Origin of the sequence: Gordonia abscondita (assembly GCF_032711245.1) — a bacterium.
GTDB lineage: Bacteria > Actinomycetota > Actinomycetes > Mycobacteriales > Mycobacteriaceae > Gordonia.
In genome coordinates, this window is the sequence record NZ_CP128986.1 from 3,323,376 (window position 1) to 3,344,003 (window position 20,628).

The following is a 20,628-nucleotide window of genomic DNA, read 5'->3' on the forward strand; positions in this document are numbered from 1 at the left end:
CGTAGCCGATCGGCCGACCAAACCAATGCGTCATCACGCGACGTATCCATCACAGATCTAGACCTGCAGGCTTGAACAAGAACTGCCGATACATTATCGTATCGACCGGGCTTGGCGCAAGTATCCTCGGCCACATGAAGGTCGCGGTCACATTGGGGTCGAGGTGATGCAGAGCTAGTTCTGGGCCGGGACAGAACGGGGACATTGGGTGGGAACTGTTGGTGGTGTCGCACAAGGTGTGCGTCGTCCAAACACTTTAGGAGTTCAATTATGCGATCGAGTTACTCGCACCGGAGTCGAATTATGACCGGGCTCGTCGGCGCGGCAGTCGCCGGGGGAGCCCTCCTTGGAGGGTTCGCTGTGACCGGAACCGCGAACGCCGACCCTAGTTTCGATCCGGCAAAGTTGCCGAGCTGTTTGGAACTGGTCAAAAAGGACGGAACGGTCAACAAGTCCCTGGAACAGTCTAGCCGGTTCAACCACGGGTGCGCACCCGTGGACATCTATGCACCCGGGCTCACGCTGGAACAGCGGAAAGCGTTCGTGAACTCCGACTCACCGAACTACGGCAGGATCATCGCGGACCTGAATATGAAGTTCGACCAAACGGGCAAGCCGAGAAACGGCCAGTACCCCGTCCAGCCGTGGGACCAGTGAGACTGCCCCAGTAGCATCCGCTACTAATCGCAGAGCCCCTACGGGCGCGCCGGCATGTCTCCTCGGCGCGCCCGTACCAGCAAGAACAGCTGACACCGCATCCCTTCGGGCGGGCACCCGGCGCCGAACGCCGCAAACGCCGTCAGCGCAGCCGGCGGCCCTGCCAGAAGCCGCTTGGAAGACAGCAAGCATGCCTACAAGCGTTCTTGGCCGGGCCACCATGACCGGGTAGATCTGGGCACCGCCCCAGATCTACCCGGTCAAGTGAAGTGAGCTCGCGTGGCTCGGTCTGGCGAAAGACTCGAGGATTCCTGCCGTCATCCCCACAGCAGGAGATCCGATCCTACAGAGCAGGAGGACCTCGCCATGACATTTACTGAGACTATGAGAATAGTTGTCGCCGCTACGCCAGGGTTGCTGACACTTTCTACGGTCCACCCTATCCCGACCATGTTGGGATGGGCTCTGGCGAAGTACCACATACGAGCAGCTAGCTGTTTTGCTGTCATGATGGCCGTGCTCGTTACAGTGATCGATGACATACACGCTTGCATGCATTGGGTGATCACTATTGCGGCGATCGGGTCTACTTGGGTCGCGTGGACCGCAACCCTAACCACAGTGGCGGTATGGCTACACCGACAGTCCGATTGCAAACAGGTACAGCACATACCCAGACGTGAATGCATAATAAGATCAGACTTGGCGAAATGACCGTTGCTGCGGCGAGTACGACGCACCGCTTGCGAGTCATGATAGGCCTGATCCTGGTGGTGGCCATGTTCGTCACCCTCGTCGGGAGTTATGCGTTCCCGCAGTTGCCTCCGGGGCGCAATTCTTCTACTCGTTTGATTGGCTACGATTGCTTATCGTGCTGGTTACAGGAGCGCTCGGCGGCGGCCGGTGGTCCATCGACGATCGAGTAGGGCGACTACAGATTTGCGACAGCGGTCGACTGTACTTGATGATTGCCGAGCCATATATCCGTTCACCTGGAATCCGTCCTTATTATTCCGAATTCCATGGTATTGACTAACATTGACAAAGAATGAGGGGTATCCATTTTGACGCTACGGCCTGAACGTGCCCCGCGCCCCTTCGCAGTAATTGAGTCTGCCCAGTGAACGCCGAAGCCAAAGGGAATCTGACGCCACTTGTAATCGCCGCACTTCGCTTCACAGCCACACTGATGTGCGTAATCGTCTTGGCGTTGACGCTGGCAAACCAGAGGATGATCTCGGGACACAGTTGGCTTCTGGTAGCTTCGGCAGCGATCATGTGGTGTATCGCGGCGACGCTCGCACGCTGCAGATCCGTGCGCCACAGCCAGGAAGGTGGGGCGTGAGTCCTTGTTGGGCAGCAGTCCCGTCCGTGTTAGGCGACGATGTAGTCGTCGTGGTAGCTCGTGGTCGGGTGGGTGATCTCCTCGCCGGAGTCGGAGTCAACGAAGTCGATTCGTAGATCGGCCTCGGGGTTCATGGCGGCGGGGGAGAGTCTGACTATTCGAACCCAAAACTACGCTCACGAGTCGTTGGATGTGCACCCCTATCTGCGGCTGCACGAGCAGAAACCAAGGAGCTTCGAGCATGATCCGTCAATTGCGTCGGAAGCTCGGCTCGACCAGTACCCCGAGCTGATCCTCGACCGGGCCGCGATCCTCGCCAAATGGGATCACGATACCGAAGCCGTCGACAGTCTCCTCGACACCCTTGAATCGCACTGGGTCTGATGGAGGCTCGGGCTATTGGATTCCGACCAGGGTCTGGTCGGCCCGTCTCGTAGCGTAGAACGTCTCCTCGAACTCTGCTGGCGGCACGTCATTGAGATAGCCGTGCAGGCGGTCGTTGTTGTGCCAGTGGACCCAGCTGAGCGTCGCGAGCTCGACGTCCTCGACGGTCTTCCAAGTCCCAATTAGGTGTCAAAGTCTCAGTTACGTTGTCATCCGACAATGGGGAGGTGGTGATTGATTCATCTGGTGTAATACGCAGTGGTTTACTGACGGAGTCTCGTGTTCGGGGGTGTTGAGTTCTCGACGTCCTTGTGGCCGAAGCTCGGGATTGTGAACGGGTTTCGTCGTTGCTAGCTCGGCCGACTAATCACGGCCGTCACCATGGCCTCGAGCGCCGCTTCAGTTTGATCGAGGGCGGCGATACTGCGCTGCGCCCGGCAAATCGCGACTGTTCCCTCGACGGCTGACACAATCAGCGTAGCGGTGTTGGTGGCGTCTACGTCACTCGCTCCGTGCTGACGGAGGGAGTCAGCCAAGAGATCGATCCAGTGGTTGAAGGCAGCCGCTGCGGCTTGCCGAGGTTCGTCCTCGCCCCGGGGTTGGGCCTGGACGGACACCGCGAGCGCCGGGCAGCCGGCCTCGAAGTCGCTGTTGATGACTATCGACCGCCACATGCTTAGCAGCGTCCGGAGTCCGGCTAGCGGCCCGTCCGGGAGGTGCTTCTGGAGTGCACGCATTGTCAGTTGGTCGGCGAATTGCACAGCCTCCGTGGCGAACTCGCGCTTTCCTCCGGGGAAGTAATGGTACGTCGAGCCCAGTGGGGTGCCCGAATGTTTGGCGAGTTCGCGGATGCTCGTCCCGTTCAGCCCCTGTCGCCCGAGCATTTCGGCGGCGCCGATCACCAGTTTGTCCCGCGTCGAGGAATCCGACATCCCGCACCCTCCCTTGTTGTAGCGACTGTCCTACTGTAGCGTCCGACAGGTCCTATAACGAACGTTATAACCGCGGAGGTTCCCATGCCGATGATCACGCTGACCGTGCCCGAGGGCGTGTTCCCTGAGGGGGCGCGCACCAGATTGCAAAAGACCCTGCTTGCGACGTTGCTCGCCTGGGAGGGGGCGCCGGATAGCGCATTATTTCGCTCGCTTTCCTGGTGTCACATCCATGAGGTTCCGGTCGGGTTTTTCGTTAACGCTGAAGATGACGCGCCGCGTTTTCGGCTCGACGTCACGGTGCCCGAAGGGGCAATGTCGGACCGGCGTAAAGCTGGTTTGGTTGCGCAGGTCACGGCGGACATCGCCGCCACAGCAGAAATCGATGAGGCCAACCTGCAACAGATTTGGGTGCTCGTACATGAGCAGCCGGAGGGCACCTGGGGTGTGGCCGGTCACATTGTGCGCTTTGCCGAGCTCCGCGCGCTCGTAGTAGGAGAGGGATCCTGATGCGCGAGCTGCAGCTGTTGGGTGCGCATAACCTGCAATGGCGCGACGTGCGCGACCCGGTCGTGGTCGACCCTCGGGATGCGATTGTTCGCCCGTTTGTTGCCGGTCGCTGCGACGGCGATACGCTCCCCATCCACAGGCATGTCTCCCGGGCCATGCAGGTTGGAATTCGGGTTGGTCTGATCGACCCGGTGGTCGCGAGCATTTGCGGAGCGGTGCCGTTCAAGGGGCCGATCGGCATCGGTCATGAGTGCGTTGCCGAGGTCGTCGAGGTCGGTCCCGCGGCCACCGGTGTCGACGTCGGCGATATCGTCGTCGTCCCGTGGGCGGTCTCGTGCGGGGATTGTGTTCCGTGTAGGCGCGGGCTCACCGCGAAGTGTTCGACGACGGCGACGAGCACGCTCGCGGCGTACGGTTTTGGACCGGTGAGCGGACCTTGGGGTGGAATGGTCGCCGACCGGCTCCGGGTCCCTTTCGCTGATCATATGCTTGTGAAAGTTCCTGGGGGAGTGGATCCGTTGCGCGTGGCCGCGGCGAGTGACAACCTTGCCGACGCCTGGCGGTGCGTTGTGCCCGGACTCGCCGCGCGGCCGGGAGGTTCAGTGCTGGTACTCGGTGGGGCGGGCCAATCGATTGGCCTGTACGCGGCGGGGCTGGCGGTCGCGCACGGGGCGGAAGTGGTCGACTACATCGATCACCGACCCGAGCGATTGGCGATCGCGGAAAAACTTGGTGCCCATGTGCATCCCGTCAAGAAGGGAAAGCTGCGCGCCGCGGACATTCCGCGCCCTCGTTACGATATTGCGGTCGAGGGAACTTCCACCGCGGCAGGCGTGGACGTCGCGCTCCGCGCATTGGAACCCGGCGGGAGTTGCCAACCGGTCGGCTACTACCTGCCGCGCGGCACCAAGGTGCCGTTGATGCATATGTATGCCAACGACGCGACACTCAACATTGGTGTCTCGCACGTTCGCCCAGTTCTCCCAGAGCTGCTTGAGTTCATCGCGCAGACCGGCTTCCCGGCCGAGCTGGTTAACACAACGGTCGCCGAGTGGGAGGATGCACCGCATGCGTATCAAGCGCGGACAACGAAACTCGTGCTCCAGCGCCCGCCACTTGGTCTAATGCAATCAGAAAGGGTTTACTGGTAACCGTCAATATCGAACTGACCATATTGCCGTTCAGGAAAAGGTGACTGACAGCGGCCCGCTGCACTGGAGCGCTACCTCGTCAGAGCATCGTTAGGGGGAGCGCTCCGGCGCTGAAAGGAGTTCCAGTAACTGGGACTTTTTCAAGCGTGAGTAGCAGGATAAGCCGCGCTCCTTGGCGATGGCCTCGAGTTGCGGGACTGTGAGTTCAACAAGTTTGACGTCCTCAGCATTCGAAGAATCGCCATCGTCAGGCTCGCGCCTGACGTCGACCGTCCGCTTGCCACTGGCAAGGTATTCGGCGACCACCCTTCGAACAGAGGCCGAGGGATGATTTCGCAGCTTGTCGGCCAGCATGTCTACTGTTTCGGTAGGGGAACTGTCCTCGATGATCCCTGCGACAGCCTTCGCGACGAGAGTTCCGGGATCGTCGAGCACGTGAGTAAGGAGATTCAGTGCGGGTTGCACTGAGACACCGTCGGTGACCCATTTCGCGACATTAAATGCGACTTGCGCGCGAACTTGCGGGGAAGGGTCTTTGGCAAGGATTGCCAAAGCAGTTAAGTCGGTGGGGGATTCCCGTGCCGCTATTACCCGTACTGCCGCGACTCGCCTATCTTCAGTCCCGTTGAGGAGTCGGGCCAATTCGGTCTCGCTAAGCTCTTGCGGTCGAATTGAGGCTAGCGCAGAGGCCGCATCGCCACCAATGTTATTGCCGCCAAGGAACGGGTCGGGTGATGGGGGATCGGCTATAAGTCCGCGCAGGACAGGGACGAGGCGATCCTTGACGGTCTCCGGCACGCGATAACCAAGATTCTTCAGGTATGTGAGTGGCCTTGAAAGATGCTGTGAATATGCAGTTTTGACTGTAAGCAGACTGAATATTGGTTCCCAGTCGCTTTGCTCTGGGTGCCAGGCGTTTACAAGCAATAGTGTTGCGCCATAGTCAACAGAACGCCATGAGTACTGTCCGCGTCTCAACTTCTCGACATCTTCGGAGACTTTGCCCACCAAGCTCGCGATGAGTCCAGCAACCGCGCTGGTTGGAAGATCGCGCACGTCACCGAATGCCGCACGAGCGGACAGGTCTCCAGTGGAGACCTTCTCGAGGAGATCGTTTCGGATGGCAGGGTCGCCATCCGCGAGCACCTTCGATATCGCTTCTGTCAGTTCAAAGTTGTCGGAGTCATGCCGTTCGGCAAGAGCACGATAGTCTGCCTCTGCCCACATTTCGGATGGGATTCGGCTTAGGAGCTTGGCGTAGGCGTGCGCCTCTCCTTGGTCATCCTGATTAGCGAGAGCAGTAATGTAATCGACCGTTGCTCGAACGTGGTTGTGCGACATCGCGGGAAGGAGTTCTGCGAGAGTGTCAACGAACACTGAGGTGATCCAGAAGGTTGGCTGGAGTCGCTCCGCGAATGGCTTGGGAGCGCGGAGAACCTCGAGTATGAACTCGGACTGACGATTCGCGTTCTCCTGGGTGAGAAGGTCCGCGGAGAATCGCAATGCCTCGAGATCTGCACGAACCGAAGTTCGAGTCGACCTCCGGAGATCAATCGAATTCGCGTCTTGAGCGACGGGCACGAAAGGACCATTCCGAATTAGATGCTTCACCGCCAGCTTTATTGAGTCTTTGTCACCAGTTAGTCGTAAGATCTCCAGAGCATTCGCCGCGAGTTTTAGGTCCGATCCCAACTCAAGCGTGGTCAAGACTTGCTGTGCGAGCATCCCGGTCGCGTGTCGCCAAGCATTGTGGTCGGCAGACAGGCCAGCTATCAATGACGCTGCACGTAGCCGGCGCCATGTGGTATTCCCGGCGCCGGTGGCTTGTCGAGCGTCTTGGGCCCAGTTCTTAAACGCGGCGTCCCAGTGGTGCTGAAGTCCCCATGAGACCTCCTGCGTGCGCCACCAGGAGGCGCGGGTGTCGCGCCCGGTAATCGCGGCAGCCATATTGTTCGTATCCCATCGGCTGGCTGCAAATACCAGATCAGCGCTCGATCCAAGAATGGCCATCGCGGTCGGGTCTTGGCTCGGGAGACTCTGTGTGGTCTGAACGCGAATGGCGTGTTCGTACGCGTCCTCGATTCGTCCGAGCTCGGCCAAACAGCGAGCCTTGTGGACCAAGAGCCACGAATGGTCTACGGGCTCGCAGTCGTCTCGGTCAAGGACCAACGTTACGACATTTAGGGCCTCCTGGGGCTTACCTGATTCAACGAGCAGCGCGCAGGCTAGTGCTGCTGCAGCTGCACGCTCAAACGGCTCGGTGGCTGTCGAAATGAGCGACTCGATCGCCTCCGTACCTGCGCCCTCTGCAATGCAGTCGTTGGTCGCCGCGTAGAGTTGCCAGGCCCATACCTCGGATTCGCGGGCCTCCTGCAACGTTGGGGCTTTCGTCTCGTTTCGGCGTCGGGGATCCAGGTCTTCGAGACGCACCTTCACTAGCAGTGCGATCGCGGACTCGGGAGTCAGCTCCTTGACTGTTAAGTTCGGGTGTGGGGCGATCAGTCGCGGGGTCAGCAGTGCGTAGCGAAGGCGGTCACGTCGCGGTGTGGAGACCCCAGCGTTCCAGGCGCTGCCTTCCCATTTGAAACCCTCACGGTCGCCGACAGCGATCTGAACCAGCTCCTGCGCATGGTCCGGATCAATCGTATTAGCTTTGGGAACAAGAAGCTTGACGCCCTTGCCAGTAGAAATAACCTTGTCAGGTGTGACGTGCACCCAGAACGAGGCTTCCGCGGACTGATCGTGAAGGATCAAAAGGTGCGGAACGCGATGCTCAGCCCAATACGTCGTGTGTTTGTCATCGTTATCCGCAAACCACCAGCCTTCTTCCTGGCCTGCGTCTACATTCGTTGGCCGACGGAACCAGGAGTCGCCTGACTTCACCTGAGCACCGACAAGAGCGCCGAGGTCGAAACCACGTTCGTCACGAGCCTGCAACCAAAGATCGGTTCCAAGATCATGCTGTGTGGGATTTGGTGCGACCCCCCAACCGAGCTTTTCGAACTGAACGGTTATCACGGTCTGGCCGACAGAGCCGGTAACCCCGCGCTCGCTAGCTCTCACCGCGCGCCACGCCATTCGGTCGGTGAGCTCGCCATGCTGCAATACTGCCATCAGAACAGTCACGCATGCGATCAAACTCCAACTGCAGACCGACGAACTTCGGCCAAGACCGTGGTACTCCGAACTCGGTAATGATCGGCTGATTCATAGTCCACCCGGCAAGCGGATCGTGGGGTATCCGAGATTCCGATCGATCATCTCGTCTATCCCGGCAGCGTCAAGGAGTTGGTTATACTCGGCTCTCGCGACGGTCGCTAGCTCGCTGACCGAGGAAACAGCGACTCTGATGGGGTCTACCCACGGTCGTTCGTGTGTAAATAGCCAGGCCATCCGAAGCTCTGGAACATAGTGCGCCAGAGCGCTAAATGTGGGCCATTCTCCAGGAACGGGTATACGTGTGTTGTGCGTCGAGTCATACCCTCGGGGCAAGCTGAACCGCAAGGTCGGAGGACGCACCGGCGCGCGTGAGAGCTCAGCAGTCATACTCCACGGCATCACAAAGCCGGGGTCGCAGTGAAAGCGAATCGGCTCAGTTTGGCTGCCGCTCGCGCGGGACATGTGTCCACCGACTGTCTCGATTTCCTCCTGCGCAACTGTTGAGGCCATCGCACCTACAAACCGTCCACCGGGGTCGTCCATGTCTTCCAGGTCATGATAAGTCCTGGTGTAGGCGCGAAATGCCTCATAGTCGCCAATCCAGCCCGTTCCTATGATCGTCCGATCATCAATTTTACCGTTGCTGACTTCTACAATTCTTGGCGATGGTTTGCGGATGGCCACTAAGAATCTCGTTGTAGCGCCCCGCTCGCTGTACTTTTGGAGCGAGTAGCGCTGCAAGGTAGATTCAATCTGATTTGTGGATGTTTTACGAAGTTCAACAAGCTTCTGGGTTGCTAGATCCGGATTGTCCCCTGCAAATCCAACTACGGTATCGTCGTTGACGATGACCACCTTCTGTATCGGATTCACCAGGGAATTCCTGGTAAGTCGGTCGTTGTTACGGTGCGTCACTTTGCTATCAGCCAATAGCATAATCTGGCCAGTCTCTCGATCTACGATTTTCGCGATTACGAACGTCACTATCATCCTTTGTAATCGAACCGCACGGTGAGTGTCTCGGTTTGTCGTGTTTGAGCGGCGGCTCGCCAAATCTTCCGATGCGTCAAATCCCAGCAGATCAGTTGAGCGAGGCGATCGTGTGGGAGAGGGAGTGGGCGTAGCGAGCGTACGTGGTTGCGGCGAGTGCAGCATGGCGTTCGGTGACTTGGTAGCTGAAGCCGAGCATGTCGGCCACAATGGGCGGTGGCGCGAGCTGCACGAGATTGGCTAGCGCGCTATTGCGGCTGCCGCGCAGGTCAATGCCGAGACGCCGAAGAGTGTGCATCACTTGCTGCGAGCCAATATGTCGGCCCGGGCGATAGCCCGGGAACAGGTACATGGTGTCCGCACCGGTTGTCTGCAGGTTCGGCCTGTGTTCAAGCAACTCATAGATCAGCACTGCAAATGGTTCCGGCACAGGTGTTGGATCGTTGCCGAGGCTGATTCGCATCTCGGTAGGCGTGAGCTGGAGATCGCCAATTTGCAGCATTACGATCCGGTTCAACGGCTGGGCATAGAGCACCAGCAGCAGGCCAGCGACTCGTTGGTGAAGGCTGGTGACGTCGCCCTCTATGAGAGTTCGGATCCACCGCATCCGATCCTCGTCGGTCAATCTTGGGGTTGTTTTCGCGTACCGATGCTCGACTGTCACGCAGGTATTAATGCGAACTGCGCGGCACCACACAAAAAAAGTGCGGATAAGCTGGCGGGTCGTCGGGCCTGATTTCCGATACTGATCCACGTCTTGCTGTGTGGCGTTCTCCACGCTGCGGTGATGGGTTCTGTGGAGCCAGTTGAGAAACTTGATGACCTCGGTTATCTCCTGCTTAGCAGAACGCACCGAACCTTCGCTGGATTGGCCAGGTGACGAGTTGCCACGGATTCGTCGAAGGTGATGCCACGTCGCGAAACGGTGGGCGGCGGCCCATACCTCGGGGGTGTCTGCAGCGGACACCTTGCTCTCTAGCCAGCGCTCGAAAAGAGCAAGGTAATGATCTCGCGGTTCGAGTAGCGCGTGTTGCTCAAGGATCGACCGAATATGTTCGACAGTCTTTGATGGGGGGATACTGTCTAGCGCGTCGTGTGTACACGGAATCGATCCAGTCATCAAGCCGTGTAGGAGTTCCCGCACCTGGCCGTTGCGCATCCACGTCATTACACTCTCTGGCCGTTCTGCCTGAGTTAGCGCGTCAATCAAGGTGGTTCGGAGTTTCTTCAGACCTGCGCGGCGAGGAGGCGGGGCGAGCTGCTCCAACTTGTCCCGCAACGAACATCTGGCACATTGACCTCGCCGATACATCTCACCCTCGTGCCCACAGATGGTGCAATAATAGTCAGCGGGATTGATGCCGCCGCATTCCAGACAACAGGGCCTCGGATCGTCTACTCGCGACCTGGCCGGGAGGACCCCATCATGACCGCAGATCGGGCACTCTCCGAATGTGCGCATCGCGAGGTAAAAGCAACTGTTGCAGAGTCGTTCTCCGGGCCAATGAACCCGGTGCTTGCCCATTACCCGCCCGCATCGATCGCAGAAATGCTCGCCAGTTGTACGTTTCGGGCGTCCTCGCAGCCGCCGCCCCTCAGTAAGTGGCTCACTCATCACGGATCACCCGGGCACGCTTGGGTCGTGCGCTGCGATTGAGATCTACCACGTTCTCGGTTGCGGCGCGTTTGCGACGTTTATCAACAGCGGTCACCGTGACGAGATCACCTGGGGTGCAAGCAAATACATCACAAATTGCGGCCATCACTTGCAAAGACACGCGCTCAGGCTGGCCCGCCACCAATCGGTATACTTGTGACGCCGACAAGTCGATTCCACGTTCGCGGAGGAGTGGCACTAGATCGGTGCTGTTGTGCATGCCGGCCGCAGCCATCAACTCCGCCAGGCGCCAGCGGTACTCCACAGTACGTGCTGCCATCAGTTACCCGACTTCCTCATCTGGGTGTTCACCCATATTCATTGCATCCCGCACAGTCGAGTCGAGCGCGTCGTGAAGGGTGGTCTGACGATAGTCCGTCGAAGTACAGTCGTAAACGCCCGTGGTGGACGCAAACTCGTGCCCAAGTTGGTCCTGAACGAACTTCGGATCAACGCCGGCCTCGATCAAATGTGTCGCGTACGACCGGCGCATCGAGTGCAGATCGAGTCCCGGAGCCAAACCAAGCTCCTCGCAGTAGCGCGAGAACCTTTGCCGTACACAATTTACCGTCACGAGCGTGCCTCGTTCGCTGGTAAAGAGGTCCAACTTTCCAGTCTCGCCACCAAGGTGTGCGGCCGAGATCCAGTCAGCGACGACATCGGGGGACCAGTCGAAAACAGTTAGGACGGATCGACGCTTTGGGGGAGAACCACGATGAGGTTTGCCGTAACGAACATGCAGGATGCCGAACTTACCGAATTCGCGCGCTTTCGGGTTGCGATAGAAATCAGTGGTCTGCAGATGACGGACCTCATTGCCGCGAAGTCCCCATGCGTACGCAACTTTGAACCAGGTTGCATCACGGTAGGCCGGCCACCGACCCTTGCGACCGCTCGCCGCGAGCCGATCGACTTCATCGTCAGCATGATCGAAAAACCGTTGCAGTTCAGCGCGACTGAAAGCCCGCTTACGTGGATCGGACTCGCACTCTTGTGCGTGGCGAGCCGAGTTCCAATCGTGGCAAACCTGAACTGGATGGGTTCCGAACAATTCAACGCAGAGATCACACCAGCCATACTCGGACGATCCGACATAGTCGCAGAACAGCCGCAGCGCTGTTTGATACCCACGGACCGTCGTCTGCCGCGCGTGACGGACACTCCGCAGGTCGCCGAAGAACTCGTCGACCATCGCCGGCGACCACTTCCACGGGTACTCGTTGACATAGTCAGCAAAGCGGGTAACCAGCTGACAACGCTGCTCAATGGTCCCGAAGGTTAGGTTCCGGGACAGCTGCTGATTGCGCCATCCATCCAACATCTCCGTGAACACAGCATCCTGGTTGCTCAGATATCGAACACCCGGCACCAGCACCAAGCGCCCAGAGTCGTCGACTGTCACGCGCCATCACCTCCCAGGGTGGATGCATTAGATGCTCATATCATGCATCCAATGCAGGGACCGTGTCAATCACCAAGTCGCTCAGCCATGCTCGTACGGCAGGTTTCGGCGAATACTGCAGCATCGATGCGGAGTCCACGCTCACAACAGACCGCCTGAACCCACATCAGAGCAGGTCAGACACCCGAACCGATAAGAATCTGAACGTTGCAAGGAAAGAGGGTTCGCCTGCATCTGCTGCAACATTACCGCTTTGAATTGACATAATGTATATTATCGGCACGCTGAAGCGTGCTGCGAACGCGCTGTGCTACAGCGTGTACGTCGCCTGTGGCCTGGTGCTGTGGTGGCTCTTTGTCAATCCGGACGTTTGTGGCTTGTCGGGGTCTTGCGGGCATCGCCGGATCGCTCGAGTTCTCGGCGACGTATTGCTGCGCAATAGAACTCGATCGCGTCGGAAGCCGAGCTGTCATCGGCTACTCCGCCCGGCTTTCCATTGATGGGATGTGCGGATTCGACACCGAGGAGATCACCATCGATACGTCACTGTGACAGAATGTAGCTACTCTGCGGTGTTCACGGACGTCACTCCGTCGGTACGACCTTCCCATTCACAGTCACGGTGACCTTGTCGGTCTCAGTGTTGTAGGTGATCGAGCCGTGCTCGAAGAGCGTCTTCTGTAGGTGACGTTGTGTCGTCTGATCGCTGGTGACCTGCCCCAGTGGGCCCGCCGATCCGTTCGTCCCGACGACCGTCGGCACGCCCTTCTCGTCCCGTTCGACGTTCCACGCGTCACGTATTTTTCCGTAGGTCATATACGCCGGTGTGCCGGGACGATTGTCCTTCGCCGTGATCACACCGCCGTGGAACTGCTGAAAGACGACGCCGCTATCACGAGTTCCTGCATTGTGGGAGCCGGTGAGCGGGAGTCCGAGGATCCTCTTCTCTGCCGGCGTCGCGGACGAGTAGCGCGCTGCGATCGGCCCCGTCATGGTCACCTCGACACCGTGCTCCCCCTCTACCGTCAGCTTCGACTTCTGCACGACGCCCGAGTCCCGCGGCGACGTCGAGGAAGGTGTGGCAGTTGATTCGTCCGGGGCGGATGAATCGGAGGCGGATCGCTCCGAGGACGGGGCCTCAGCAGAACTCGTCGCCGAGGTGCGGGCGGTATCGTCGCTACCGCATCCGGTGCCAACCAGAGCTACCATCGCCACTCCGATGATGACGGCGATTGCCCGACCGCCTGCAGTGCTCCTCATGAAGTCCTTCCAGTTCACTGCCCAAGCGCTCCGGCGTTTCGGACAGCAGTCTTCGTCGTTCCGTGGTGTGTGCGGTGTACAGCATAGTCCGTGCGGTAGTGAGCGACGGCACTCGAGCCGCACGGTCGCAGAATCCCGCCGGACGACCTGCAACCTCCGTGGCGTCGTCCAACGCGGGCACCTGATCCGCTCGTCACCGGTAGGGCCGCTTCGCATCAGTCTGGCGCGCTCGAATCACGCACCTGGAGTCTGTTGCCGAATGCCGTCGCGCCGCTCGCTGCATACGTCGAACAGTCGGGGCATTCGTGCAACAGCGGGTGGCGGCATTCAAGTATGTGGCCGAGGAATCCATCGATCGCCTGCAGACTTTCGATCTGCACGGCGATGTCTCGACGATGCGCCGCGACGAGCCCCGCGCGACCGGTGCCTGCACTCGCACCCAGTTCGACGATCTGACCCAACGACATCCCCGCCCCCTGACACAGGCGGACTATCTGCGCGGCCGCGATCGTCTCGTCGTCGTAGTCGCGGTGACCCGACGACAGTCGCGGCGGCACCACCGCGCCGACGTCCTCCCAGTGCCGGAGCACGTGGGCGGGCACTCCGATGATGTTCGCCGCTTCGCCGATCCGCATGAGCCGCGCTCCGATCTTTGACTTCAGGTCGACCTGAACCCTTATCGTCGCACCCATCGAACGAACCGACCAGAAAGGGTGCGATGCCCAACCTCGCCGATACCCTCGTCCGCAGTCTGGCTGGCCTCGCGGCGATGCCATTCCGCCACCTCCGACCGCACCAACTCGACCGCCAATTCCTGTTCTCCTTAGACGACTTCGGCCTGCCGCCGGGCGACGTCGTCGTGAAGCTCCGCCGTCTCGAACAGACCACCCGCACCATTCCGGCATTCATCGTCGCTGAAGGTGTCACGACGCCCCGACGAGTCGAAAACACCATGGCCTCATTCGTCGTCAAGCATCCCGAGGCGACGATCCTGGTCGACCCGTCGATCTGCATCAATGTGAACGAGCGGGTCCTCTCCGAGCTCTCACCGGCGTTACGGCCGCTCGTGCGGCCCGATCCGTCAACGATCCCCACCATCGAAGCAATGCGCCTCGCGGAACTGGACTCGGCGGACGTCGCGTTCGCTCTCCCGACGCATCTTCACTGGGATCATGTGAGCGGCCTCCTCGACCTCCCCGGCCTGCCAATCGTGGTCCGCGATGTCGAACACGACTGGATGACCAGCGGTGCCACCGCACCAGCCGACGGCGTCCGGTCGGCGCTGGTCGACCGACCGGTGACGCAATACCGCCTCGACGGGCCACCAGTGCTGACGTTCGCCCGCAGCCACGACCTCTTCGGAGATGGTTCGGTTGTGCTCGTCGACCTGGCCGGACACACTCCCGGCAGCGTCGGAATCCTGCTCCGGACCTCCGACGGCCCGACGCTGCTCGCCGGCGACGCCGCGTGGCACAGCATCCAGATCGACCGTGTGCGACCGAAGGCAGCATTCCCCGGCCGTCTCGTCGATGCCGATCGAGCGACCACGCTCGCCACACTGCATCGCCTGCATGCGATCGCCGACCGTGTTCGCATCATCCCGACACACGATCCTCACGCCTGAGCTCTGAAAATGGCAACTGCTCGAAACCATCTCCCGCGGGCGCAACACAGCCCCACCTGCCGGGCCGCACAGACTCACACCGTTTTCGTTGCACCAGCGTCGATGACGAGGTCCGAGCCGATCATTCCGGCCGACACCGGCGAGGCGGCGAACGAGACCAGCGCCGCAACCGCCTCCGGCTCAACGATTCGATCCGAAGCGAGACCGAACAGTGACGGCATCGCCGCCAGAAAGTCGGCGTGCGTCATTCCGTTCGCGGCCGCGACTCGCGATCCGAAGCTGTCGGCATCACGCCACAACCCGGTACCGACAGGACCGGGCGACACCGTATTGACCCGCACGCCTTGCGGGCCGAACTCTTCGCTGAGGCGCTTCCCGAATGCGATCAACGCGGCCTTCGCTTCGCTGTAGCCGACCGGCCCAGTCGACGGAATCCGCCCATTGATCGACGCGACGTTGACGATCGAGCCGCGACTCTTCACCAAATGCGGCAAGGCCGCTCGACTCGCCCAGACCGCACTGAACAAGTTGATGTCCATTAGATGACGCCACTGATCGTCGTCAGTGTCGAGGAAGCCTCCCAAGGCCAGAGCGTCTACGTCACCGGCACCCACGTTGTTGACGAGTACGTCCACACCGCCATGCCTCGAGACCGCCTCGTCGACGACGGCCTGCGCGGCGCCCGCGGATGCGAGATCGACCTCGACCACTGTGTCGGCGACCCCCGCGAGTTCGGGGGTGGTCGTCCGCGCGGCACCCACCACTGTTGCTCCCTCGGCCTTGAGTCGGTGCACGACAGCCAGCCCGATACCGCGACTCGCGCCGGTGACGATCGCTGTAGTTCCGTTGAACTTCAGATCCATTCCGGTTCCCTTTCACTTTCTTGAATTAGAGGTCAATAATTAGGGTGTGCCGCATCCTGGCAATGGGCATCTGTGACTACAGGGCTGCGACCGCCGTGTCGATGATGCGATGAAGCGTGTTTGCTTCGTGGGTCATCGCCGTGACGCGCAGCCCGGCAAGCGTGTTGGCCAGATACTCCGCGAAGATGCGTGGGTCGATGCCCTCGTCGACGTCGCCTTCGGCCTTGCCGCGCAGGATCCGCGACTCAAGCAGGTCGACGCTCTCGTCCTGCGCCGCTCGCACACGGCGGGCCATGTCCGGGTCGACGCCTGCCAGTTCGACCGCGGTGTTCCCGATCAGGCAGCCACGGGGGCTGCCCTGCGCGAGGTCGTTGTCGACGATGTACCTCAGTGCGGCTGACAGGCATTCGCGCGTGGTGCCCGGATGGGCAAGTAGTTCACCCGCCATCTCAGTGGTCAGGGTGCGGTAGCGATCGAGGCATCGCTCGAAGGTCTCTCGCTTCCCGCCGAACGCGTTGTACAGACTCCCCTTTCCGACACCAGTGGCCTCCGCGAGCATCGCCGGCGACGTCGCCGCATAGCCGTGTGTCCAGAAGACATCCATCGCACGGTCGATCACCGCATCGTCGTCGAACTCCCGGGGGCGCGCCATGCGGTCAACGCTAAAGGTTATTGAACACTGAGTCAAAAACTGTGTCGACCGAAACCCCGGTACTCCTCAGTTGCGGCACCACGCAGTACATTCTGGACGAGAGCGTCGGCGAATTCGACAGTAAGCGGCTCGTCGGGCATGAGAAGCCGGTTGTAGCAGGCGCCCCAGAGTTGATCGACGAGAAGTTCGGTGTCGACGCCAGACTTGATCTGGCCACGCTCGCGGGCGCTTTCGAACCTTTTGGTCGCTAACTCGCGCCTGGGCCGTGTGTAGCGCTGCGACAGCGCCGTAGCCAGTTCGGCATCGAGTTGGGCCGCACCGATCAGCTCGGCAATGATGCGGCCTGCGTGCTGTTCGGTCAACAGGCGAACGAATGCCCGCAACTGGGAACGAACGTCGGTGAACACGTCGCCGGTGTCCGGAAACTCGAGCGTGTGCTCACTTGCCGCAAAATAGGCTTCGGCGGCGAGCGCTCCAGGGCTCGGCCACCACTTGTACAGCGTTGTCTTGCTTGAACCAGACGCGGCCGCGACCCGATCGAACGTCACCGCACGCAAACCGTGGTCGAACAGCAAGGTGCCCGCGGCATCGAGTACCCGTGCCCGTACCTCAGCTGCCGGTCGACGGCCACGGCCTCGACGCGGACTCGCGGCGTCCTTCTGCATGCTTCTCCCACGGTCGACAGTCAACGAGTTACCAATCAGATCAGGCTAGTGGACAGATAGTTCATTTATCCTTACACTAAAAGTACAACTAGTCCATATATGGAGGTGTCATGCCTGACTCCACATCTAAAACTCGTGTCGCGATCGTTACGGGTGCTTCCGGCGGCATTGGCCGAGCAGTCGCAGAGCGCCTTGCTGCCGACGGCTTGGCCGTCGTCGCTCATTACAGCGGCAATGCCGCGGCAGCCGAGAAGGTCGTCGAAGCGATCACCTCACGCGGCGGTGAGGCTGTTGCCGCAGGCGGGGATATCGCGGAGGAGGCCGCGATGGGCTCCTTGTTCGACCTCGCCGAGAAGCGGTTTGGCGGTATCGATGTCGTCGCCAACACGGCTGGCATCATGCAGCTGGCGCCGATCGCCGAGATGGACGTCGAGGCCTTTGATCGCATCCAGCGCGTGAATGTGCGTGGGACATTCGTGGTCGACAAACTCGCCGCGGGTCGGCTGCGTGCAGGCGGAGCAATCATCAACTTCTCTACCTCGGTCACCCGCCTGCAAATGCCGGGCTATGGCGCCTACGCCGCGTCGAAGGGTGCGGTCGAGGCCATGACACTGATCCTCGCCCGCGAACTGCGCGGTCGCGACATTACCGTGAATGCCGTCGCCCCGGGTCCCACTGCCACCCCCTTGTTCTTCGAGGGCAAGTCGCACGAGGCTATCGAGCACATCGCATCCTTGAACCCCATGGAACGACTCGGCACACCTGACGATATCGCCGAGGTCACCAGCTTCCTCGCCGGCCCCGGCCGCTGGGTCAACGGGCAAACCCTCTACACCAATGGCGGAGCAGCCTGACTGGAGAGCACGAAGTTGAGTCAGTCGATCTGGCCATTCTCTTAATGTCCGCGGCCGCGCTCTGGCACGCTTGAGCCATCCACAACTAGAACGTGTTCTAGTTGTGGATGGCGTCGACCATTGCGGATGAGCGAGTACAGGAGAGTTATGGCCTACTTCGAACGCGGCGATGAGGGGTTCCTTCCCCTGTCGTTCTCGCAAAGTCAGTGGTCGCCGGAATCGATCAACGGCTCGGCGCTAGCGGGGCTGACTGCCCACGTGCTCGAATCAGACTGCGGGGCGCCCGGCTACCAGGCCGCGAAGCTGACCCTCGACATCTTCCGGCAACCGGCGTTCGCTCCGATCCAAACAGAGACCATGGTCGTGCGGGAAGGACGAAGCATCCGCATGGCCGATCTGTTTGTCCGGCAAGGCGACCGGACAGTGGCGCGAGCATCCATGGTGGCGATCCGACCCACGCAGGATCCGGCGGGTATTCGCTGGCATCCCACTAGTGAGGCGATGGCCTTCTCTGAACACATGGCGGCAGTACTGCCCACCCCAGGAATCCTCTGGGGCAGCGATGAGCATCCCGACGGGTGGAGCAGCACCATGACCGAACATCAGAATGCCGGCAGGAAACGCCTGTGGTTCGACCAACCACGACTGTTCGCCGACGTCGACAACACTCCGTTGGTGCGGGCAGCCATGGTCGGTGAACTCACCAACACGTTGACCAGCTGGAGTGATCACGGTATCGGATTCATCAACCACGACGTCACGATCCTATTGGCGCGACCTCCGGTTGGCGCGATCGTCGGCATCGAAGCAGACAACCACATGTCCGCCAACGGCATCGCCGCCGGAGCAACCACCATGTGGGATACCCACGGCCGCTTCGGCATCAGCATGGCCGGCGCCGTCGCCCACATGATCGGCACTCTGAACTTATCCAGCGGTCCTGCCGAGTGGACAGAAACCAACCACGCCTACTCGCCCGATTTCGACGCCACCCCCTGAACTGGAATCCCCGCGCTGAAATCCCTGAGCTGAAATCAGCAGGGCGCGAGCACGCGAAAGGCGTTGGCCGCCTTGTGACGGGCAACTCGCGACATCACTCGATAGTTCACTTCGCATTCGCCCGATCCGCGGTAATTTCAACGAGTGCCAGCCTCCAAAAACCTCTCCCCCGGCTTGGTCAGGCTGTGCGTCGTCGCCCTGATCGCCGGCGTGATCATCGGATTCATCGGTGGCGGATTCCGGTGGTGTCTGAGCCACCTCGACCGATGGCGCGCGGACATGTTGGACTGGGTCAACACTCTGCCCGGACCGGGCTGGCTCATCCCGATAGTCGTCACCGCAGCGGGGGCGATCGCCGCAGCGGCGATCGTGCGCGCGATGCCGCTGGCGTCCGGGAGCGGCATCCAACACGTCGAGGCCGTCCAACGCGGCGAGGCCAGCCCTCCCCCGCTACTGCTGCTGCCAGCTAAGTTCGTCGGCGGACTGATCGCCATCGGTGCAGGTCTGGTGCTCGGACGCGAAGGTCCGACCGTGCACATGGGTGCAGCGGTCGGCGCTGCGGCCGCACGGCAGGCCGGACTTGACGATCGAGATGCCAGGGAGATGCAGACCTCCGTCGGCGGCGCCGGCCTGGCCGTCGCTTTCAGCGCCCCCATCGGCGGTGCGCTATTCGTGCTCGAAGAGGTCGCCAAGTCGGCGCGCATGCGTATCGTCATCCCGACGCTCGTCGCCGTCGCTGCCGCTGTCGCATGCTCGCGTCTGGTCATCGGCGACGGCTCCGACTTTCATGTGGGCGCCGTCGACCCGCCCTCGATCGTGCTGCTCCCGGTGTTCATAGTCTTCGGTTTGGTGACCGGTGTGATGGGCGGCGTGTACAGCCGCATGATTCTCGGAGCGCTCGACCTCGTCGCCCGCTTCGATCACGTCCCCGTGGTCGTCAAAGCTGGAATCGCCGGGGCGATCATCGGCGCGCTGCTGGCGATAGACCCGCTCACCGCAGGGGGCGGGGACACAGTCGCGCAGAAGGTCCTCGACGGCGGCGGCCTGGCGCTGCCGCTGGTTGCGGCGCTGTTTCTAATCCGGTTCATCGCGGGACCGCTGTCGTACGCGGCCGCGACTCCCGGCGGCCTGTTCGCGCCGTTGCTCGCTCTCGGCGCGCTGTGGGGAATGCTGTTCGCCGCACTCACCGATGCGGTGTTGCCCGGGCAGCAGCCGCCGCTCACGGTCGCGATGGCCATCGTCGGCATGTCTGCGTTGTTCGGCGCGGTGGTGCGCGCCCCAGTGACCGGCGTCGTTCTGGTGATGGAGATGACCGCGACGACTACCGTGACCGTGCCGATGCTGGCGGCCACCGCCGCCGCCGTACTCGTGGCGCAACTCGTCGGGTCGCCACCCATCTACGACCTGCTGCGCGAACGGATGCTCGCTTCCGGCATCGACTCGTCTGCCGCTCCCTCCTCGGCAGACGACGGACCCGACACCGGACGGAACACGTAACGGACTGAAGCGCCGGGGCTCACCGAA

20 protein-coding genes and 1 pseudogene are annotated in these 20,628 nt (G+C 61.0%); 9 read left to right on the forward strand and 12 right to left on the reverse strand.

From position 1 onward, the window contains the following. Positions 1-303 precede the first annotated feature (303 nt). The 3 genes from MP11Mi_RS15605 (at position 304) to MP11Mi_RS15615 (ending at position 2,386) form a co-directional block, all read left to right on the forward strand. A complete protein-coding gene (locus tag MP11Mi_RS15605) occupies positions 304-657 on the forward strand; it encodes a hypothetical protein (protein ID WP_420039793.1) in 354 nt (117 codons plus the stop codon). Between the two features lie 710 nt (positions 658-1,367). Next, positions 1,368-1,583, forward strand: a complete 216-nt coding sequence (locus MP11Mi_RS15610; protein ID WP_420039794.1) for a hypothetical protein — start codon at positions 1,368-1,370, stop codon at positions 1,581-1,583. A gap of 605 nt (positions 1,584-2,188) precedes the next feature. Further along, positions 2,189-2,386: a hypothetical protein gene (locus tag MP11Mi_RS15615; RefSeq protein ID WP_420039795.1), complete on the forward strand. Its 198-nt coding sequence runs from the start codon at positions 2,189-2,191 to the stop codon at positions 2,384-2,386. 12 nt (positions 2,387-2,398) lie between these two features. Here the strand turns inward: MP11Mi_RS15615 and MP11Mi_RS15620 are convergent. Together MP11Mi_RS15620 and MP11Mi_RS15625 are read right to left on the reverse strand one after the other, a co-directional pair. Further along, a pseudogene (locus tag MP11Mi_RS15620) lies at positions 2,399-2,560 on the reverse strand (IS3 family transposase); the annotation flags it as partial. 176 nt (positions 2,561-2,736) lie between these two features. After that, positions 2,737-3,318 carry a TetR/AcrR family transcriptional regulator gene (locus tag MP11Mi_RS15625; RefSeq protein WP_420039796.1) on the reverse strand — a complete coding sequence of 194 codons (582 nt, stop codon included), beginning with the start codon at positions 3,316-3,318 and terminating at the stop codon, positions 2,737-2,739. Positions 3,319-3,402: 84 nt separating this feature from the next. Between MP11Mi_RS15625 and MP11Mi_RS15630 the strand changes: the two genes are divergently transcribed. Next, positions 3,403-3,828, forward strand: a complete 426-nt coding sequence (locus MP11Mi_RS15630; RefSeq protein ID WP_420039797.1) for a tautomerase family protein — start codon at positions 3,403-3,405, stop codon at positions 3,826-3,828. Continuing rightward, complete coding sequence (locus MP11Mi_RS15635; RefSeq protein WP_420039798.1) at positions 3,828-4,979, forward strand: zinc-dependent alcohol dehydrogenase; 1,152 nt, start codon at positions 3,828-3,830, stop codon at positions 4,977-4,979. Before MP11Mi_RS15630 ends, MP11Mi_RS15635 begins: the two co-directional genes overlap by 1 nt. Before the next feature lie 90 nt (positions 4,980-5,069). On the opposite strand, the gene MP11Mi_RS15640 is transcribed toward MP11Mi_RS15635, so the two are convergent. From MP11Mi_RS15640 to MP11Mi_RS15670, 7 genes are all read right to left on the reverse strand, one after another. Next, positions 5,070-8,105 carry a DUF4365 domain-containing protein gene (locus MP11Mi_RS15640; protein ID WP_420039799.1) on the reverse strand — a complete coding sequence of 1,012 codons (3,036 nt, stop codon included), beginning with the start codon at positions 8,103-8,105 and terminating at the stop codon, positions 5,070-5,072. 81 nt (positions 8,106-8,186) lie between these two features. Beyond that, entirely contained in the window at positions 8,187-9,122 is a 936-nt protein-coding gene (locus MP11Mi_RS15645; protein WP_420039800.1) for a hypothetical protein, read from the reverse strand. Positions 9,123-9,219: 97 nt separating this feature from the next. Beyond that, positions 9,220-9,981 (reverse strand): hypothetical protein, encoded by a 762-nt coding sequence (locus tag MP11Mi_RS15650; RefSeq protein ID WP_420039801.1) that lies wholly within the window; start codon positions 9,979-9,981, stop codon positions 9,220-9,222. 754 nt (positions 9,982-10,735) lie between these two features. Further along, positions 10,736-11,065: a helix-turn-helix domain-containing protein gene (locus MP11Mi_RS15655; RefSeq protein WP_420039802.1), complete on the reverse strand. Its 330-nt coding sequence runs from the start codon at positions 11,063-11,065 to the stop codon at positions 10,736-10,738. 3 nt (positions 11,066-11,068) lie between these two features. Further along, positions 11,069-12,187, reverse strand: coding sequence for a tyrosine-type recombinase/integrase (locus MP11Mi_RS15660; protein ID WP_420039803.1), 1,119 nt, complete (start codon positions 12,185-12,187; stop codon positions 11,069-11,071). Between the two features lie 585 nt (positions 12,188-12,772). Further along, a complete protein-coding gene (locus MP11Mi_RS15665) occupies positions 12,773-13,447 on the reverse strand; it encodes an LGFP repeat-containing protein (RefSeq protein ID WP_420039804.1) in 675 nt (224 codons plus the stop codon). Positions 13,448-13,662: 215 nt separating this feature from the next. Further along, positions 13,663-14,139, reverse strand: coding sequence for a MerR family transcriptional regulator (locus MP11Mi_RS15670; RefSeq protein ID WP_420039805.1), 477 nt, complete (start codon positions 14,137-14,139; stop codon positions 13,663-13,665). Between the two features lie 26 nt (positions 14,140-14,165). On the opposite strand from MP11Mi_RS15670, the gene MP11Mi_RS15675 reads away from it, so the two are divergent. Beyond that, entirely contained in the window at positions 14,166-15,071 is a 906-nt protein-coding gene (locus MP11Mi_RS15675) for an MBL fold metallo-hydrolase (RefSeq protein WP_420039806.1), read from the forward strand. Positions 15,072-15,145: 74 nt separating this feature from the next. On the opposite strand, the gene MP11Mi_RS15680 is transcribed toward MP11Mi_RS15675, so the two are convergent. The 3 genes from MP11Mi_RS15680 to MP11Mi_RS15690 all read right to left on the reverse strand — a co-directional run bounded on the left by MP11Mi_RS15680 (position 15,146) and on the right by MP11Mi_RS15690 (position 17,251). Next, the gene (locus MP11Mi_RS15680; RefSeq protein WP_420039807.1) at positions 15,146-15,934 is read right to left on the reverse strand and encodes an SDR family NAD(P)-dependent oxidoreductase; all 789 of its coding nucleotides are present in this window, start codon (positions 15,932-15,934) and stop codon (positions 15,146-15,148) included. A gap of 76 nt (positions 15,935-16,010) precedes the next feature. Next, complete coding sequence (locus MP11Mi_RS15685; RefSeq protein WP_420039808.1) at positions 16,011-16,586, reverse strand: TetR/AcrR family transcriptional regulator; 576 nt, start codon at positions 16,584-16,586, stop codon at positions 16,011-16,013. A 32-nt stretch (positions 16,587-16,618) separates the two neighbouring features. After that, on the reverse strand, positions 16,619-17,251 hold the full coding sequence (locus MP11Mi_RS15690; RefSeq protein ID WP_420039809.1) for a TetR/AcrR family transcriptional regulator: 633 nt from the start codon (positions 17,249-17,251) through the stop codon (positions 16,619-16,621). 110 nt (positions 17,252-17,361) lie between these two features. Here MP11Mi_RS15690 and MP11Mi_RS15695 point away from each other — a divergent pair, with 110 nt between their 5' ends. The 3 genes from MP11Mi_RS15695 to MP11Mi_RS15705 all read left to right on the forward strand — a co-directional run bounded on the left by MP11Mi_RS15695 (position 17,362) and on the right by MP11Mi_RS15705 (position 20,601). Continuing rightward, a complete protein-coding gene (locus MP11Mi_RS15695) occupies positions 17,362-18,105 on the forward strand; it encodes an SDR family oxidoreductase (RefSeq protein ID WP_420039810.1) in 744 nt (247 codons plus the stop codon). A gap of 147 nt (positions 18,106-18,252) precedes the next feature. Next, the gene (locus MP11Mi_RS15700) at positions 18,253-19,104 is read left to right on the forward strand and encodes an acyl-CoA thioesterase domain-containing protein (RefSeq protein ID WP_420039811.1); all 852 of its coding nucleotides are present in this window, start codon (positions 18,253-18,255) and stop codon (positions 19,102-19,104) included. A 144-nt stretch (positions 19,105-19,248) separates the two neighbouring features. Further along, on the forward strand, positions 19,249-20,601 hold the full coding sequence (locus MP11Mi_RS15705) for a chloride channel protein (protein ID WP_420039812.1): 1,353 nt from the start codon (positions 19,249-19,251) through the stop codon (positions 20,599-20,601). The last annotated feature ends 27 nt before the right edge of the window (positions 20,602-20,628 follow it).